Source organism: Eximiradius sp. (assembly GCA_937127445.1).
GTDB lineage: Bacteria > Bacteroidota > Ignavibacteria > Kapaibacteriales > UBA2268 > JAKIZO01.
The window spans coordinates 1-16226 of the sequence record CAKZLY010000001.1 but is presented as its reverse complement, the minus strand read 5'-3'; the positions used below and the strand labels follow the sequence as shown (position 1 = coordinate 16226).

Here is a 16226-nt window from a genome sequence, read left to right as displayed (position 1 = left end):
AGAGAGCAAAACCATTCTAAACACAATTAACACATATTAAATTAACAATTTTTGGAGATAATGCAATGAAAAAGGTTACTTCGGTTTTGCTTGCAATAATAGGGCTATTCATATACGCTGTACAATTAGAATTACAAGCAGCGCCAGCACAAGCACAATCAGTAGCTTGGGTGTGGGGTGGTTTCAAAAAAGCAGAAGCTGTATCACCTAATTCAGTAAGATTTGATTGTGGAAATGATATGTCCCTTAAATGTTATGGAGTTACAAGTAATAGAGAATTAATCATTGGACAACCAGTTAAATTATTTGTTAATAATAACAATATACTTACTCCGCTTAATGAACCTCCTGATGTAGGGACTGGTTATATTAATGTAATTTTAGAAGGAATTGATATGCAAGGATTAGAGCCATTTATTACTATCAAAACAACCCCTGAAACAATCATTGTCTCGACTTACAAAGAATGGATTGAGTATATTGATGAATAATCGCACCACAATCCATCCTATGATAGACAGGATGGGTTTCTTCATAAAATATTACACAAGAGGTAATTATGAGAAATCTAAGAAATTTTTCACTTATTCTATTCAGTAGTATTTTAGTATTTCTATTTTCTCATTATGAATTGAAATCAAAGCCATTTAGTAAAATTGACTCCGTTGGGATATTTCTTTCGTCGCAAGATTGTATCTCTTGCAATTCAGCATATGTAAAACCTTTATTTAATAAAATCAAGCAAATAAAAAATGTATTAAATTTTAAATTAGTAATAATATCCAAAGAAAAAATCACAAATAAATTATCAGAAACATATAAAAAATATGAAGCAGATGAAATTATTGATTTGTCTTCTATTCTTAAAAATCTCTTGAAAAAATTCCTCAAAATAAGCGCCCCCTTCATTGTGGTTTTTTAGTGACGAAGTACTCATTAATGAATTAAATTCATCGTATTTAATGAAAGAAGAATTTGACATTGATGAGATAATTCAAAAATCATTACCAATTAAATTGTTCTTAGAAGAAAAATCCGTATTTTCCTCTGATGAGTTAACAAATATTGATAATATATACAATAACAACGAAATAACAGAAATTATATGTAATGATGATATTAGCAATTGTATTTACAAAATACAATACTCAGACATAAGTAAATTAACTTTGATGAAAATTTTTTGCTTAGACTCTATGTTGGAATATAGAATTAATCAGCATCGAGTCACAATATTCTCGGAGAAATTGTTGCCTCAATCAAAAATTGAAGATTTTTACAATAGATGATACAAACTTAATTGTATTCGTTAGATATTACTACCAAAAGGCATGTACTAATGCAAACGGTTATTTAGAAATTAATAATTATCCCCAGATAGACTATACTAAATCATCGGATAATTTCAAAGAAATTTATTATGCACAAATGAATATGAAATATTTTTCGACAATATTATTAAGCTCGAGACCAATTATTTAGTAAATGGATTTAATCGTCCTGAATGCAACAATTTCCCATTTAATGAAAATCCTGATAGCACATTTTTCCTGTTTCTTTTTGATAGCAAACTTCAAAAAATTACTCCATTACTTAAATTATCTTATTTATTAGATAATTATGATATTCCAAGCTACTATAATCTCTTTTCTGCAAAATTCTTCCCATTAAAAAATAATAAAATTCTACTTGTAAGCAACCTAAATAATACATTCATAATACTTGATATTAGCAACAAAAGCGATATCAGAATCATTCCTATTGCCAATAAATCTTATTTATCATTATTTAGAAATGAAATGAGAAAGTTAGAATTAAATCCAAAGAAACTAATAGATGATCCTCAAAATGCCTTGAAAGGTTTAAACATATTTTATCTAGATACTTATCGTGACAATGAAAAAATATGTTTTTTATTTTATGATAATAGTAAAAATATTTTTATTGTTGATATCTTCGATATTGAAGGAAAATTCATTGTGTCAGCATCTTTTCAACTCGATAAGGATTTCGATACATTAAATAATATCAGATTGATAAATTTCGACGAAAATATTAAAATAATGTATTACAATTTTATAGAAGGACAATGGAAAATTAAAGGAACAAGTTCTTTTTAAATATTTACTGTTGATTGTATTTAAATAATAAATAGAATTTTTGAAAATTTAAAGATAGTTCGTTAGGGTTTAGAAATAACAATCTGAAATTGCAAAACTTAAACTCGCACTTTAATAATAATCCTTATAACAAAGCCCCTTTCGTTTGTCAGGGGCTTTGTTGTGTGTTTTTTTTACTTGCGAGATAATAATTCTTCAATAGATTGTTCGAATACTTGTTTCAATTCAGAATATGAAGTTTCAAGAAAATTCTCGATAATAAAATCGTTATGGCAGACTTTTCCTAATTGATAATAATTAACACCAAATTTATCGCAAGTATTAATAAAATCATTGACTTTATCCGGGCTCATAGAAACAACAATACGTGATTGCGATTCGCCAAAAAGTTCACCAGCAGAACAGCCAAGGTTAACACGGCAACCAAGACGAACGGAAGCTATCGCTTTTTCTGCCAGACACACTGCAAGGCCTCCTTCGCTTGTGTCGTGTACAGAAGAAAGCAAGCGATTATCTATCATTTCAAGAACGGCATTATGCAAAGCAATTTCTTCTTCAATATCAATAATCGGAGCTTTACCAGTAATTTCACCAATTTTCATTTTTAAATATTCAGAGCCACCAAGTTCACATCGCTTATTTCCTATAAGGAATATAAAATCGCCTTCTTGCTTGAAGTCCATCGAAACAACTTTTGAAATATCATCAATTATTCCCAACATACCAATTGTAGGTGTAGGGAAAATCGCATGATTTTGCGATTCATTGTGAAAACTAACATTTCCACCTGTAACAGGTGTATCCAGACGACGACAGGCGTCACCCATACCACGAATAGCTTCTTTGAACTGATAATAAACTTCTGGGTCGTAAGGATTGCCAAAGTTCAAACAATTAGTAATAGCAACCGGTTTAGCACCAACACAAACAACATTGCGCGCAGCTTCGCAAACAGCGGACATAGCGCCCGAGTACGGATTTAAGTAAGTGTAACGACTGTTGCAATCGGTTGCGAGAGCAATAGCTTTTCCGGGAAGTTCTTTTAATCGAACGACAGCTGCATCGCCTTTCGAAGAAACAGTATTTGTGCGAACCTGCGAATCGTATTGTTCGAAAACCCAGCGTTTTGAAGCAATATTTGGAGAAGCGAGTAATTTCCAGAAATCATTTGTATCAGCTTTTTCTTGTTCAAATTTAGAAGAGTCAAAACTTTCAGTTTCGCCCAGATATTCGGGGCGTTTCCATTCTCTATCATATTGAGGCGCACCACCACCAAGCACAAGCGACTCGGCTGGAATCCAGGCAACTTGTTTACCATGTCGTTGTATATTTAAAAAACCATTATCAGTAACAAACCCAATGTGAGTGAAAGGCACATCCCATTTTTCGCAAATTTTACGTGCAATTTCCTCTTTTCCTTTGTGAATAACAGCAAGCATTCTTTCTTGCGACTCGGAAAGCATAATTTCATAGGCGCTCATATTATCTTCGCGTAATGGAACTTTATCCAAATCAATATCCATTCCCGTATTTGCTTTCGCACTCATTTCAGAGGTTGAGCAACTAATGCCGGCAGCACCCATATCCTGAATACCGGCAATAACGTTTGCTTCGATTAGTTCCAAAGTAGCTTCGAGCAATAATTTCTCTGCAAATGGGTCTCCCACTTGAACAGTTGGACGCATACCTTCTGTTTTTTCATCGAACTCACGCGAAGCAAGTAGCGAGGCACCGTGAATACCATCTCTACCGGTAGAACTGCCAAGAATAAACACAGGATTTCCAACACCACGAGCAGCAGCAGAAGCCGTTTTGCGAACATCGACAATTCCTACAGCCATTGCATTTACAAGAGGATTATCCTGATAGCAAGCGTCGAAGTAAATTTCACCTCCAACAGTAGGCACTCCAAACGAATTTCCATAATGGCTAATCCCAGAGACAACACCACTTAAAAGGTATTTAGTTCTATTATTATCTAATTCACCAAAACGCAAAGAATTTAATGCGGCGATTGGTCGAGCTCCCATTGTGAAAATATCTCTTAATATTCCACCAACTCCGGTAGCAGCTCCCTGAAAAGGTTCTATTGCAGAGGGATGATTATGGCTTTCGATTTTAAAGGCTATGGCATATCCCCCACCAATATCGACAAGCCCGGCATTTTCTTCGCCGGCAGATACAAGTAAACGTCCACCGGAACGAGGCAAAGTCTTTAATTGCTTTATTGAGTTTTTATATGAGCAATGCTCGCTCCACATCACGCTGAAAATGCCAATTTCAGTGTATGTGGGTGTGCGGCCAAGTATTTCCAGAATTTTGTTATATTCATTTTCGGTAAGTCCAAGTTCAAGAGCGGTTTCGAGAGAAACTTCAATTTCGGAGTAAAGCTTTTTATTCATTTTATTCTCAAATTAAAAATTTCAAAAAGCAAAAATAAAAAAAATAGATATGCAAGAAAAATACTATTCTTGAATATTTCTTCTGAATGCTTCTATATTCGAACGGAAATCGCCATTAAATAAAGCCGAACCAGCAACAATAATATTTGCGCCAGCTTCGACAACCTGTCGAACGTTCGAAGGAGTTACACCACCATCGACCTGAATTTCTACATTTTCTAAATTATTTTTATCCAGAAAAGTTCTTAATTGTTGGCATCTTCGCAAAAAAGAAGGAATAAAAGATTGTCCACCAAATCCTGGATTGACAGACATAAGCAAGATAAAATCGCAGAATTCAGCAGCTTCGAAAGCATATTCGAGAGGTGTTGCTGGATTAAGCACAATTCCTGCTTTGCAGCCATAATTTTTTATAGTAGAGATTGTTCGGTGAAGATGAAAGCCTGTTTCGACATGAACAGAAATCATATCGGCACCAGCTTCGACAAAGTCGGCTATATATTTATCAGGGTCAGTAATCATCAGGTGGCAATCCAGAGGAAGTTCCGTTAATCGTCCAATTGCCGATACAACAAGCGGACCAAAAGTAATATTAGGGACAAAATGACCATCCATAATATCAAGGTGAAGAATATCGGCCGAATTTTCTTCGCAAAGTCTGACACTTTTTTCAAGATTAGCGAAATTGGCTGAAAGTAAAGAAGGTGCAATTTTCACTTTATTTATCATTTTTCTTTTCTCCGTTAGCCTTTGCAATTTTATACATTTGATTTAATTTAGCATCAACTTTACCATAGAGAGAATTTTTAGGGTATGAACCATTTCTATTTATTTCGCCGGCGGGGATATCCATTAAAATTTCCACTCCTTCATCAATATTATTGATTGCATAAATCACGAATTTATTATTATTTACTGCTTCAACAATGTTTTTGGGAAGCATTAAATCTTTCACATTTTGCTTAGGAATGATAACGCCGTGTTCGCCAGTTAGTCCACGTTTTTCGCAAACTTCGAAAAATCCGCGAATTTTTTCGTTAACCCCGCCAATAGGTTGAATATTGCCTTTTTGGTCGACCGAGCCAGTAATAGCAATGCTTTGTTTTATTGGGACTTCTGCAATTGCTGATAAGATTATATAAATTTCAGCGGCTGTTGCGCTATCACCATCAATACCGCCATAAGATTGCTCGAAAGCAATGGAAGCAATGAGCGACAAAGGGCGTTTCTGAGCGAATTTTTCACGGAGAAATCCAGTTAAAATAAGCACAGCCTTGTTATGAATATTTCCACTTAATTCAGCTTCACGTTCAATATTAATAATACCAGAATTGCCAACAGAAATCGAGGCAGTAATTCTTGCGGGTTTCCCGAAAGTGATAAATCCGTTGTTGTATACTGTTAAACCATTAATTTGACCAATGCGTTTTCCTTCGGTAGTAATAAGCATATCGCCTTCTAAAATAGATTTTTTTATTTTTTCATCTAAGAGATCATTTCTGCGGCGTCTCCATTCGATTGCATTTTCGACAACATCTCTATCAATCAGGGCGTTTTTACTTTGGCTATCGTAGTATGCGGCTTCGCGAATAATATCAGCTACATCAGAGAATTTCAATGTAATTTTGTTTTGCGAACCTGCTGTTTCTACAGCCCATTCGATAATAGCAGCAACACCATCTGGCGTACAATGTGGTAGCTTTTCCATTTCGCAAATTCTTGAAACAAATCGCGTAAAGTTTTCAATCATTTGGTCAGTTCTATCAGTTTCATAATCGAATTGTGCGTGGACCTTGAAAATTTTCTTGAAACCTTTTTCATAATGGAAAAGCAAGTGGTACAGGGACAGACCACCAATAATAATAACTTTGACATTAACATCGATTGGTTCGGGTTTTAGCGAGGCTTGAGAAAACTGGAAATATGCATCAAAGGTTTGTATTTCGAGTTTATCATAGAGAAGAACGCGTTTTAAGGCTGTCCAAACGCCTGGTTCGCTGAATAAATCGTTAGCATTGACGATAAGATAGCCTTGGTCGGCTTTAAGAATGGACCCTGCTTTGATTTTAGTAAAGTCTGTTCGCCAATAACCACCACGTTTGTCGAAAACACGCTCGATGGTGCCGAACAGGTTGTTATATGAAGGTGTAGTTTCCGTAATCACGGGTGCTGTTTCTGTATTTGAATTGTCCAGAACAACATTTACACTAAACAAACGAAGAATATCTTCATCGACTGATTGATCAGGGTTAGGAATTAGATTATTCAGCTGCCCTGCCGACGCAACGAACAAGTTAAGATGGTCTAGAATGTATTTTTTTACTTCATCGACATATATTTTAACTTTTTCATTATCAAACTGCTTAGAAATTTCGTCCAGGATAGAAGAGACAACGATTTCGGAATGCTTTTTGTCGTTATCGATAATTGCCTTACGAAATTCCTGCATCATTTTCATATTTTCGCGAACAAGGTCGATAAGTTCATCGTGAAATTGACGCCACAAATTTTTAATTTTGGTGGCTTCATCTTTAGTCATCTTACCTTCTGCGAGCAATTCGTCAATAACTTCCAAGGTAACAGGTTTGCCTTCGACAATGGGAAAAACTTCCGGCACAACGGTTCCTTGTTGGGTTTCGAGTTGCCCGCGCATAAACTGGTGGGGACGAATTTTATCATCAAACTGTTCAACTAATGCTTGTTCGCGTGATTGATATTCTTCGATTATTTTCATTCGGCTTTTTTGATAATTATCTTCTTCGAATAATTTAGGTAAACGACGACGAATGAAATCAATAGCATCGTCCATAGCTTCGGAAAGTTCTTTTCCTTTTCCTTTTGGAAGTTTAATTAATCTTGGTTCGTCTGGTTTTGCAAAACTATTTACGTAGCAATAATCAAAAGTAATTGGACAGCTATTAGTAACTTCTTCGAGAATATTTTTTACAGTGGTTAGCCTACCAGTACCGGATAATCCAGTAACAAAGATATTATACCCTTTGGCGTGAAGAGCGGCGCCCATTTTTATTGCCTCAATAGCCCGCGGCTGACCAACAATTGTTTTTAAAGGTTCAACTTCGCGGGTTGATTTAAAGTTGAATTTATCAACAGGACATGACCACCTTAATTTTTCTGGCGGGACTTTATAAATTTTTGTTGTTTTTTTGGCAGTTGGCATATTATTATTAAATTTTTTGAATTAAACAAATCATAAAGCAAATCTACAAAAAAATATTATTTTTCCTAATAATTCTTAACATTCTAATATTTTTAGTGCAAAAAATGTAAGTTTATATTATTTCAACAAAATGAAAAAATTTTAATATTAAATTCATTTTTTTAGGAATATTTTTCTTGTTTGTTATCTAAAAGTAAATTATCTTTGTCATTAGATATTAATCATAAGCAGCATAATGAGGAAGGTATAACGCTACTCGCTATACTTTCCCAAATTACTTAAAACGCTTGATATTATTTGTTCTTTATATTTCTGACAAGTAAGTTTTTGAAGTAAAAAATTTTCTAAGCAAGATGTTATTATTTTGAAAAAACAAAACTTACGCAGGAAATAAAGAATCAAGTGAAGTAACTATTCATAAAATAGAATGAAAGTAATAAGGAAAATAGTAAAATTTCTGGGGGAATTAAGTAAAAAGAAGGTGGCTCGTCCAAAGCTTCTATTACGATTGTCGGTAGTACTCGCCTTATTTGCACTTCTAATTTTTCTTGCCCAATTGTGGAATTCCAACCAACCTATACATCAAATCTCAATTATTGGCACTTCATTTTTGACACCGGCAGAGGTAAAAGCTGAAATCCAGGACGCACCTATTATAAATCGCCCCAAAAACGAAATAAACTACGCAGAACTTGCAAAAAGACTACGCCAAAATCCTTTCATAGAGAATACTTATTTAAGTGAAGGTATCAATACGCTCACAATTGAGGTGAAAGAGAGGCATCCGGTTGCACTTCTGGTTGATAATTATGGGAAGATGCGATATGTTTCGTATGATTATTCTATTCTTCCCTATCGATTATTTAATACATATCTTGATATACCAGTAATAACAGGTGTTTACAAGGACGAGTTGCTGGACACTGTCGCTCTTTGCAATGCTATTGACATAATAAACCGTATTCGTTCTTACTCGAATACACTTTTGATAAGTCTAATTTCAGAAGTGCATTATTCGAGAAATTCAAAAGATTTTATTCTCTATACATCTGATAATTCCAAGAAAATTATTTTTGGCGGTATGGAGAATATTGAAGATAAGATTATGAATTTACACGATTTTTTGAAATATGACCTTCAATATAATGGTAAAACAGATTTTTCTTACATAGATGTTCGATGGAAAAATAGGGTAATAATAAAAAATAATATATAAGGAATATTATGATAACAAATGAACAAAATAAAAGCGGCAGTGAAATAACAGTTGGTTTAGATATTGGGACAACAAAACTATGTGCATTGGTCGCAGCAAATGATTATTCGACGAAAACCTTGAAAATACTTGGATTTGGGATAATTGAATCGGAAGGATTAAATCGTGGGGTTGTTGTAAATATTGATAGGACAGTTAAATCAATCAAAGCTGCAGTACAGCAAGCAGAGCAACAGTCAGGAATAAAAATCGAAGAAGTGGTTGTTGGAATTGCAGGCGACCATATTGAATCATTCCAGACATCAGGTATAGTAGGGATATCAAATCCGACACGGGAAATTTCGAAAAGCGATGTAGATAGATTGCTCGAAGACACTCGAAATTTTGCTATTCCAGCAGATAGAACTATACTGCATATAATTCCGCAAGAATTTATTATTGATGGACAGGATGGGATTCACGACCCGGTCGGTATGAGCGGAGTACGGATGGAAGCGAAAGTTCATATTGTTACGGGGCTGACAACAGCGATTACTAATATTCATCGATGCGTTGAACGTGCCGGGCTTCGTGTAAAGAAAATTGTATTGGAGCCTCTCGCAAGCAGTCAAGCAATACTTACTCCCGAAGAAAAAGAAGTTGGGGTTGCATTAATTGATATTGGAGGCGGAACGACCGACATTGCTATATTCGAAGAGGATATTATTAGATATACAGCTGTGTTTGGTGTAGCAGGCAAACAAGTTACAGACGATATTCGTAAGGTTTTGGGAATTGTTGCATCGCAAGCTGAGAGAATTAAGCGAGAGTACGGTCATTGTTTTGAAGATTCGATAATGAAAGATGAAATCATAATGATTCCTGGAATTGCAGGACGTAAACCGATGGAAATTTCAAAACGTCAGCTCTGCCGTATTATTCAGCCGAGAATGGAAGAAATTTTCGAGTTTGCACTTGCAGAGATAAGAAAATCGGGATACGAACATAAATTAGGCGCTGGAGTGGTAATTACCGGCGGTAATAGTTTAATCAGAGGAGCAGACGAGCTTGCTTCGGCTGTTTTCGGTATGCCTGTTAAAATCGGCTATCCTTCGGGAATGACCTACACCGGACTTGCAACAGAAGTTGAGAGTCCGGTTTATTCGACAGCAGTAGGGTTGGCGCTTTTGGGCCTCGATGGTTCTGGAACTTATGTTGAAACTATTGATCACTCAATTCTTGAAAATAAGATAAATCAAGCTGTTACATCTACTGACATAGAACAAAAGGGAAAAGAGCAAAATGAAGAAAAAGACAACAATGATGTTTCCAAAATAGATAAGAAAAAGGAGAAATCTGATAAAAGTTCAGTATTTAAGAAAATAAAGAACTTTTTTGAAGAACTTTGATTATAAGTTTTAAATAATATATAAGGGAAAAGTATGACTATAGAACTTGATACTTCATCAAATTTGACTGGTGACGCAAGGATTAAAGTTGTTGGTATAGGAGGCGGAGGCGGCAATGCTATCAACAATATGATAAACAAAGGCTTATCGGGAGTTGATTTTATTGCTGCTAATACCGATAGCCAAGCTTTGCAGCACAATAAATCAAAAATTAAAATTCAACTTGGCACCGGTCTTGGCGCCGGGGCTAATCCTGATGTTGCACGGAAAGCTGTTGAAAGTGCTATCGAAACAATAAAGGATACCCTAAAAGGAAGTGATATGGTATTTATCACTGCTGGGATGGGTGGTGGAACTGGTACCGGAGCTGCACCGACAGTTGCTAAAGTTGCTCAGGAGATGGGCTCTTTGGTTGTTGGCATTGTTACAAAGCCCTTTGATTGGGAGGGGAAACGCAGGATAGAAGTAGCTATTCAAGGTATTGAAGAGCTTCGTCAATATGTAGATGCTCTAATTGTAATTCCAAATCAACGAGTATTGGAAATAATTGACAAAAAGACCTCGTTCCAAGAAGCATTTATGAAAGTAGATGAAGTGCTTTATAATGCCACACGAGGGATTGCTGATATTATCACAAATTATGGTGTGGTAAATGTAGATTTCGCAGATGTGCGAACAATTATGAAAGGAATGGGAGATGCTTTGATGGGCATTGGGACAGCCTCGGGCGAAAGTCGCGCTGTCGAAGCAACCAAGCATGCTCTAAATTCACCGTTACTTGATGGCATTTCGATTGCGGGAGCAAAAGGAGTGCTCATCAACATTACTGGTGGAATGGATATGGGTATGCACGAAATAAGCGAAGCAGTTTCAATTGTGCAACAGGCTGCAGGAGATGACGTTAATCTCATACACGGAGTGGTGCTCAATCCTGATATGTCTGACCAGATTAGCGTTACAGTTGTCGCAACAGGCTTCCCAAAAAACGAAAAAAAGTCTGATAATGCGTCCAAAAGCATTGAGCAAACAGATATTTTCGGGAAAGTTGTAAAGACTGAGATTAAGACACAGTCATCGCGTTCAGTTCCTGTTATGGGCGGAGTTACCGTGGCAAAACCATCACCAGTGAAACCACACGGAACCCCTATTGTTCCGAAGTTTCGTGAAATTCCTGAATCAAGTCCGAAGGGCGAAAAGAAACTCAAAGAGTACGACGAACCGGCATATTTAAGGCGCACAGGACCGACATATAGTTCAACTGGTAACACAATAATTAACGAGAATGACAATACAGTGCCGCAAGCAGCAAACAATTTTTCTACATTTCCGAACAACGATGTACTTCAAGCGAAGATAACATCTTCGGCATTTATTAGAAAATTAACAGATATTTAATCATAATTACCCACAATTATTACAGGGATTAACAAAGTAATCCCTGTTTTTTTATTTATTTTTCAATTAGATAGTTGAAAAAATTTATTTGCTTAATAAGTAAAAATAAACTATTTTTGTAATCTTTACTATGGAAAATTGTGTTTATTGTATTGATTTAATAATAAATTAAGGAGCGTAGGGAATTGGAACCCTCAGCTAAAATAACGTTATCCGCAAAAAATGAAGAAATCGCTCGCGAGTGGTGGTGTGTGGATGCCACAGGAATGACTGTTGGGCGTTTAGCCAGTCAGGTAGCGGCTATTCTTCGCGGAAAGAATAAGCCCTTGTTTACTCCACATATTGATACGGGAGATTTTGTAATAGTAATCAACGCTGATAAGGTCGTTTTCGAAGGGAAGCGTGCCGAAATGAAAGAGTATAAGCATCATACGGGTTATCCCGGTGGTCAAATAATTCGTTCATTTAAGCAGTTGATACAAACAAATCCTGAATTTGTTGTAGAACACGCTGTACGTGGGATGCTTCCTAAAAATAGGCTTGGAAGAAAAATTATAAAAAAATTAAAGGTCTATGCAGGTAGCGAACATCCACACGTAGCTCAAATGCCAAAAGAGCTTAAATTAAAATATTAATTTTTATAAGTTTGGAGTTTGAATGAAAGTTTATAGCGCCACAGGTAGAAGAAAAACGTCAGTCGCACAGGTGCGTTTGGTAAGTGGAACAGGAAAAGTATTAATCAATAAAAGAACAATTGATGATTATTTTCCTGTTGAAGTGTGGCGAATTCACGCTTTAAGTCCCCTCCAGGTTACAGACAATCTTGGCAAATTCGATGTATTTGTCAATGTTCGTGGTGGTGGGCTAACTGGTCAAAGCGGTGCTATTCGTCTTGGTATTGCCAGAGCGCTTGTGGAATATGACGAACAGTTGCGCGGCAAGCTTCGCGAGTATGAACTTTTGACACGCGACCCACGTATGGTCGAACGTAAGAAATATGGTCAGAAGAAAGCTCGTAAACGCTTCCAGTTCTCAAAACGTTAGTATTTATTTATTTTACCATGTGCCTCGATTGGCTCCGTGTGGCTTGTGAAGTCTCGGATGCCAAGATGAAGGGTACAGATGTTTAACAATTAATAATTTTGGAGTTCTAATGTCAAAACATTATGTTTCTATCGAAAGCCTGCTCGAAGCAGGTGCTCATTTTGGTCATCTGACCCGCCGCTGGAATCCCAAAATGAGCAAGTTCATCTTCAATGAAAAAAACGATATTCATATCATCGACTTACGAAAAACTCAAATCTTAGTTGATTATGCCCGTCAGGCGATATTTGATATTGCAAGCAAGGGGCGAGTTGTTTTATTTGTTGGAACAAAACCACAAGCCAAACAAGTCATTCAAGATGAAGCAACACGAGCCGGGATGAACTATGTTTCTGAACGCTGGCTTGGTGGTATGCTTACAAACTTTGCTACAATTCGCAAGAGTATTAAGCGACTTGCACAGTTGGATAAAATGGAAGTCGATGGTACATTCGAAAAAATCACGAAGAAAGAACGTTTATTAATTTTGCGTGAACGCGACCGCTTGCGTAAAGTGTTCGGTGGTATTGAAACAATGACACGTCTTCCGGGTGCTTTGTTCGTTGTTGATATTAAAAAAGAGCATATTGCAATTAAGGAAGCAAAGATACTTGGTATTCCTGTGATTGCTATTGTTGATACAAACTGCGATCCAGATTTAGTTGATTTTCCAATCCCAGCAAATGACGACTCGATCAAGACAATTGAGCTTATCACAAAAGTGATGGCTGATGCTGTTCTGGAAGGCACAAAAATAGCACGCATACACGCAGCTGAGCTTAATGCCGAAGCTGACCGCTTTTCAAAAGAAAACGAATTAGAAGAAGAAGCAGCTGTGGTGCGTCCTCGTATGCGCGAAAGAAAAGTTCCTGGACAGGGGCCGAAGCGTCCAAGAATTAAAGAAAACACCGAAAATTCTGCTGAAAATGCAGAAACGACACCATCTTCAACTGAAACAACTGAATAATTATATATATCGGGGGACGGTGCAAGTCCCCTTTTTTTGTATTTGAAATATGTTTAACTTTCTTATAGATAATTATTATGGCTGAAATTACTGCTCAAATGGTTAAAACCCTTCGCGATAAGACAGGCGCAGGTATGGCAGATTGCAAAAAGGCTCTTGTCGATGCAAATGGTTCGATGGAAGAAGCTATCGAGATTTTACGTAAAAAAGGTGCTGCTTCGGCTGCAAAAAGAGCTGATAGAGTTGCCAGCGAAGGTATTATTGCTACTCGTCTATCGGATGACCATAAGCTTGCAGCAATTGTTGAAGTAAATTGCGAAACAGATTTTGTTGCTCGTAATGCTGAATTTGAAAGCTATGTAACTAAAATTGCTGATGCTTTGATTGCAAACGAGATTAATAATTTAGATGAGCTTATGAAGATCAAAATAGGCGAAGATACTATCGAAGGCATACACAATGAAATATTAGCTAAATTTGGTGAAAAAATTGGAGTTAGCCGTTTTGAACGCGTTAAATCGAACGGCACTATTGCTACTTATAATCACGCAGGTAATAAACTTGCTGTTGTGATTGAAGCATCTGCTCCTAATTTTAATGATGAAGCATATGCTTTGCTTCGTGACATTGCTATGCAAATTGCTGCAATGAATCCTCAATTTATTTCTCGCAATGATGTAGATCAAGCAACTCTTGATAAAGAAAAAGAAATTTATGTTCAGCAAGCAATTGATAGTGGCAAACCAGCCGACATAGCTGAAAGAATTGCTATCGGCAAGCTCGAAAAATTCTATCAGGAGCAGTGTCTTATTGAACAATCGTTCGTGAAGGATGCTAATAAAACTGTTGGCGACGTGTTGAAAGAGATTTCCGGCTTGGTTGGCACTGATGTTACAATTCTAAGCTTTCGTCGCTATTTATTAGGTGAAAAGAACTAATAATTCGAAAATGGAAACAAAATATAAAAGAGTATTGCTAAAATTAAGTGGCGAAGCTTTGATGGGCGAGCGTCAGTTCGGAATTGACCCAGATGTCCTTAAAAGTTTTGCTGAAGAAATATGTGAGGTTCATCGCTTAGGTGTGCAGATAGGTATTGTCATCGGTGGTGGCAATATTTTCCGTGGTATTCAAGCAGCTGCTCACGGTATTCATAAAGTTTCAGGCGATCAGATGGGTATGCTGGCAACAGTGATTAATTCTATAGCATTTCAGAATGCACTGGAAGCTCTTGGTGTGCCGACAAGGCTACAAACTGCGATAAAAATGGAGCAAATTGCTGAGCCAGTAATTCGTCGCCGTGCTATTCGCCATCTTGAAAAAGGGCGAGTAGTAATTTTTGGAGCTGGAACGGGCAATCCATATTTCACTACCGATACTGCTGCTGTTCTGCGTGCTATTGAAATAGAAGCTGAACTAATTTTGAAGGGCACTCGCGTCGATGGTGTATTCAACTGCGACCCCGAGAAAAATTCAGACGCTGTAATGTTCAATTCGCTATCGTTCCGTGATGTTATTTCGCAGGACTTAAAAGTGATGGACCATACAGCCATTACTTTATGTCATGAAAATAATTTACCTATCAAAGTATTTAATATTAACGTTAAAGGTAATTTCCTGAAAATTATTCAGGGTGTCGAACTTGGTACAATTATCTCTAACGAATAAGGAGTAGTAGAATTATGACTACGAAAGAGCTTATAGATAAATCCAAAACAGAAATGAAGCGAGCAGTGGAATTTTGTAAGAATCAAATTTCAAAGGTTCGTTCAGGACGCGCAACAGCTTCATTGCTCGATGGTATTACTTTCGAGTACTACGGCGCTCCTACACCATTGGCTCAAGGTGCTTCAATATCTGTTCCTGATGCCAGAACAATAATTGTTCAGCCATTCGATAGGACTGCTCTATCAAATATTGAGAAAGCAATACGTATGGCTGATCTGGGATTTAATCCTCAAAATGATGGGACCATTATTCGTATTCCGGTCCCACCGCTTACGGAAGAACGTCGCAAAGAATTTGTGAAAATGTGTAAAAAATTTGCTGAAGACGGTCGTATTGCTGTTCGTAATATCCGTCGCGATAGCAACGAGGCTTTAAAAAAGATGGAGAAAAATAAAGAATGCTCCGAAGATGAACGTAAAAGAGCAGAAGATGAAATTCAAAAAATAACTGACAACTCTATTAAGGAAATTGATGAATTTCTTGCTAATAAAGAAAAAGAATTGATGGATAATTAATTATATCTTTTTCAAAAATAGAGCCGCCTTCAACACAAGGCGGCTTTTTTTATATATAGAACTCGCACAATCATCCCATAATAATAATGCTATATTGATATGTAGTAGTATTGTTAAATACAATAATAGCAAATAAAAAAGAAGATTGCCTTAGGGCAACCTTCTTTTCTTTTGTATGTGAGCGTATGTTATGGCATAATCACTATGCGTTGGTCAATGTATTCACCACCGTTGTGG

General features: G+C 36.5%; 15 protein-coding genes. 12 read left to right on the top strand and 3 right to left on the bottom strand.

Going from position 1 to position 16226, the window contains the following annotated elements; all coding sequences use genetic code 11:
• Positions 1 to 65 precede the first annotated feature (65 nt).
• From AC6QZF_RS00075 to AC6QZF_RS00065, 3 genes are all read left to right on the top strand, one after another.
• The gene (locus AC6QZF_RS00075) at positions 66 to 491 is read left to right on the top strand and encodes a hypothetical protein (RefSeq protein ID WP_499797840.1); all 426 of its coding nucleotides are present in this window, start codon (positions 66 to 68) and stop codon (positions 489 to 491) included.
• A 68-nt stretch (positions 492 to 559) separates the two neighbouring features.
• Positions 560 to 922 (top strand): hypothetical protein, encoded by a 363-nt coding sequence (locus AC6QZF_RS00070; RefSeq protein WP_499797839.1) that lies wholly within the window; start codon positions 560 to 562, stop codon positions 920 to 922.
• An 877-nt stretch (positions 923 to 1799) separates the two neighbouring features.
• Positions 1800 to 2120 carry a hypothetical protein gene (locus AC6QZF_RS00065; protein WP_499797838.1) on the top strand — a complete coding sequence of 107 codons (321 nt, stop codon included), beginning with the start codon at positions 1800 to 1802 and terminating at the stop codon, positions 2118 to 2120.
• A 173-nt stretch (positions 2121 to 2293) separates the two neighbouring features.
• On the opposite strand, the gene purL is transcribed toward AC6QZF_RS00065, so the two are convergent.
• The 3 genes from purL to AC6QZF_RS00050 all read right to left on the bottom strand — a co-directional run bounded on the left by purL (position 2294) and on the right by AC6QZF_RS00050 (position 7700).
• Positions 2294 to 4522 (bottom strand): phosphoribosylformylglycinamidine synthase subunit PurL, encoded by a 2229-nt coding sequence (gene purL, locus AC6QZF_RS00060; RefSeq protein ID WP_499797837.1) that lies wholly within the window; start codon positions 4520 to 4522, stop codon positions 2294 to 2296.
• A 63-nt stretch (positions 4523 to 4585) separates the two neighbouring features.
• On the bottom strand, positions 4586 to 5251 hold the full coding sequence (rpe, locus tag AC6QZF_RS00055) for a ribulose-phosphate 3-epimerase (protein ID WP_499797836.1): 666 nt from the start codon (positions 5249 to 5251) through the stop codon (positions 4586 to 4588).
• Positions 5241 to 7700, bottom strand: a complete 2460-nt coding sequence (locus AC6QZF_RS00050) for a Lon protease family protein (RefSeq protein WP_499797835.1) — start codon at positions 7698 to 7700, stop codon at positions 5241 to 5243. Before AC6QZF_RS00050 ends, rpe begins: the two co-directional genes overlap by 11 nt.
• 427 nt (positions 7701 to 8127) lie before the next feature.
• On the opposite strand from AC6QZF_RS00050, the gene AC6QZF_RS00045 reads away from it, so the two are divergent.
• The 9 genes from AC6QZF_RS00045 to frr all read left to right on the top strand — a co-directional run bounded on the left by AC6QZF_RS00045 (position 8128) and on the right by frr (position 15989).
• Positions 8128 to 8916 carry a cell division protein FtsQ/DivIB gene (locus tag AC6QZF_RS00045; protein ID WP_499797834.1) on the top strand — a complete coding sequence of 263 codons (789 nt, stop codon included), beginning with the start codon at positions 8128 to 8130 and terminating at the stop codon, positions 8914 to 8916.
• Positions 8917 to 8924: 8 nt separating this feature from the next.
• Positions 8925 to 10304, top strand: coding sequence for a cell division protein FtsA (ftsA, locus tag AC6QZF_RS00040; RefSeq protein ID WP_499797833.1), 1380 nt, complete (start codon positions 8925 to 8927; stop codon positions 10302 to 10304).
• Between the two features lie 33 nt (positions 10305 to 10337).
• Positions 10338 to 11699, top strand: a complete 1362-nt coding sequence (gene ftsZ, locus AC6QZF_RS00035; RefSeq protein ID WP_499797832.1) for a cell division protein FtsZ — start codon at positions 10338 to 10340, stop codon at positions 11697 to 11699.
• Between the two features lie 203 nt (positions 11700 to 11902).
• Positions 11903 to 12334, top strand: coding sequence for a 50S ribosomal protein L13 (gene rplM, locus AC6QZF_RS00030; RefSeq protein WP_499797841.1), 432 nt, complete (start codon positions 11903 to 11905; stop codon positions 12332 to 12334).
• A gap of 22 nt (positions 12335 to 12356) precedes the next feature.
• Positions 12357 to 12743: a 30S ribosomal protein S9 gene (gene rpsI, locus AC6QZF_RS00025; RefSeq protein ID WP_499797831.1), complete on the top strand. Its 387-nt coding sequence runs from the start codon at positions 12357 to 12359 to the stop codon at positions 12741 to 12743.
• A gap of 109 nt (positions 12744 to 12852) precedes the next feature.
• A complete protein-coding gene (rpsB, locus tag AC6QZF_RS00020) occupies positions 12853 to 13749 on the top strand; it encodes a 30S ribosomal protein S2 (RefSeq protein WP_499797830.1) in 897 nt (298 codons plus the stop codon).
• A 77-nt stretch (positions 13750 to 13826) separates the two neighbouring features.
• Positions 13827 to 14687: a translation elongation factor Ts gene (gene tsf / locus AC6QZF_RS00015; RefSeq protein WP_499797829.1), complete on the top strand. Its 861-nt coding sequence runs from the start codon at positions 13827 to 13829 to the stop codon at positions 14685 to 14687.
• A 10-nt stretch (positions 14688 to 14697) separates the two neighbouring features.
• Positions 14698 to 15414 carry a UMP kinase gene (pyrH, locus tag AC6QZF_RS00010; protein ID WP_499797828.1) on the top strand — a complete coding sequence of 239 codons (717 nt, stop codon included), beginning with the start codon at positions 14698 to 14700 and terminating at the stop codon, positions 15412 to 15414.
• A 14-nt stretch (positions 15415 to 15428) separates the two neighbouring features.
• The gene (gene frr / locus AC6QZF_RS00005; RefSeq protein ID WP_499797827.1) at positions 15429 to 15989 is read left to right on the top strand and encodes a ribosome recycling factor; all 561 of its coding nucleotides are present in this window, start codon (positions 15429 to 15431) and stop codon (positions 15987 to 15989) included.
• Positions 15990 to 16226 lie beyond the last annotated feature (237 nt).

Bases quoted from the DNA above. Each gene is read 5' to 3' on its own strand.
- AC6QZF_RS00075 (WP_499797840.1), top strand. From the start codon at position 66: ATGAAAAAGGTTACTTCGGTTTTGCTTGCAATAATAGGGCTATTCATA.
- AC6QZF_RS00070 (WP_499797839.1), top strand. From the start codon at position 560: ATGAGAAATCTAAGAAATTTTTCACTTATTCTATTCAGTAGTATTTTA.
- AC6QZF_RS00065 (WP_499797838.1), top strand. From the start codon at position 1,800: ATGAGAAAGTTAGAATTAAATCCAAAGAAACTAATAGATGATCCTCAA.
- purL (WP_499797837.1), bottom strand. From the start codon at position 4,522: ATGAATAAAAAGCTTTACTCCGAAATTGAAGTTTCTCTCGAAACCGCT.
- rpe (WP_499797836.1), bottom strand. From the start codon at position 5,251: ATGATAAATAAAGTGAAAATTGCACCTTCTTTACTTTCAGCCAATTTC.
- AC6QZF_RS00050 (WP_499797835.1), bottom strand. From the start codon at position 7,700: ATGCCAACTGCCAAAAAAACAACAAAAATTTATAAAGTCCCGCCAGAA.
- AC6QZF_RS00045 (WP_499797834.1), top strand. From the start codon at position 8,128: ATGAAAGTAATAAGGAAAATAGTAAAATTTCTGGGGGAATTAAGTAAA.
- ftsA (WP_499797833.1), top strand. From the start codon at position 8,925: ATGATAACAAATGAACAAAATAAAAGCGGCAGTGAAATAACAGTTGGT.
- ftsZ (WP_499797832.1), top strand. From the start codon at position 10,338: ATGACTATAGAACTTGATACTTCATCAAATTTGACTGGTGACGCAAGG.
- rpsI (WP_499797831.1), top strand. From the start codon at position 12,357: ATGAAAGTTTATAGCGCCACAGGTAGAAGAAAAACGTCAGTCGCACAG.
- rpsB (WP_499797830.1), top strand. From the start codon at position 12,853: ATGTCAAAACATTATGTTTCTATCGAAAGCCTGCTCGAAGCAGGTGCT.
- tsf (WP_499797829.1), top strand. From the start codon at position 13,827: ATGGCTGAAATTACTGCTCAAATGGTTAAAACCCTTCGCGATAAGACA.
- pyrH (WP_499797828.1), top strand. From the start codon at position 14,698: ATGGAAACAAAATATAAAAGAGTATTGCTAAAATTAAGTGGCGAAGCT.
- frr (WP_499797827.1), top strand. From the start codon at position 15,429: ATGACTACGAAAGAGCTTATAGATAAATCCAAAACAGAAATGAAGCGA.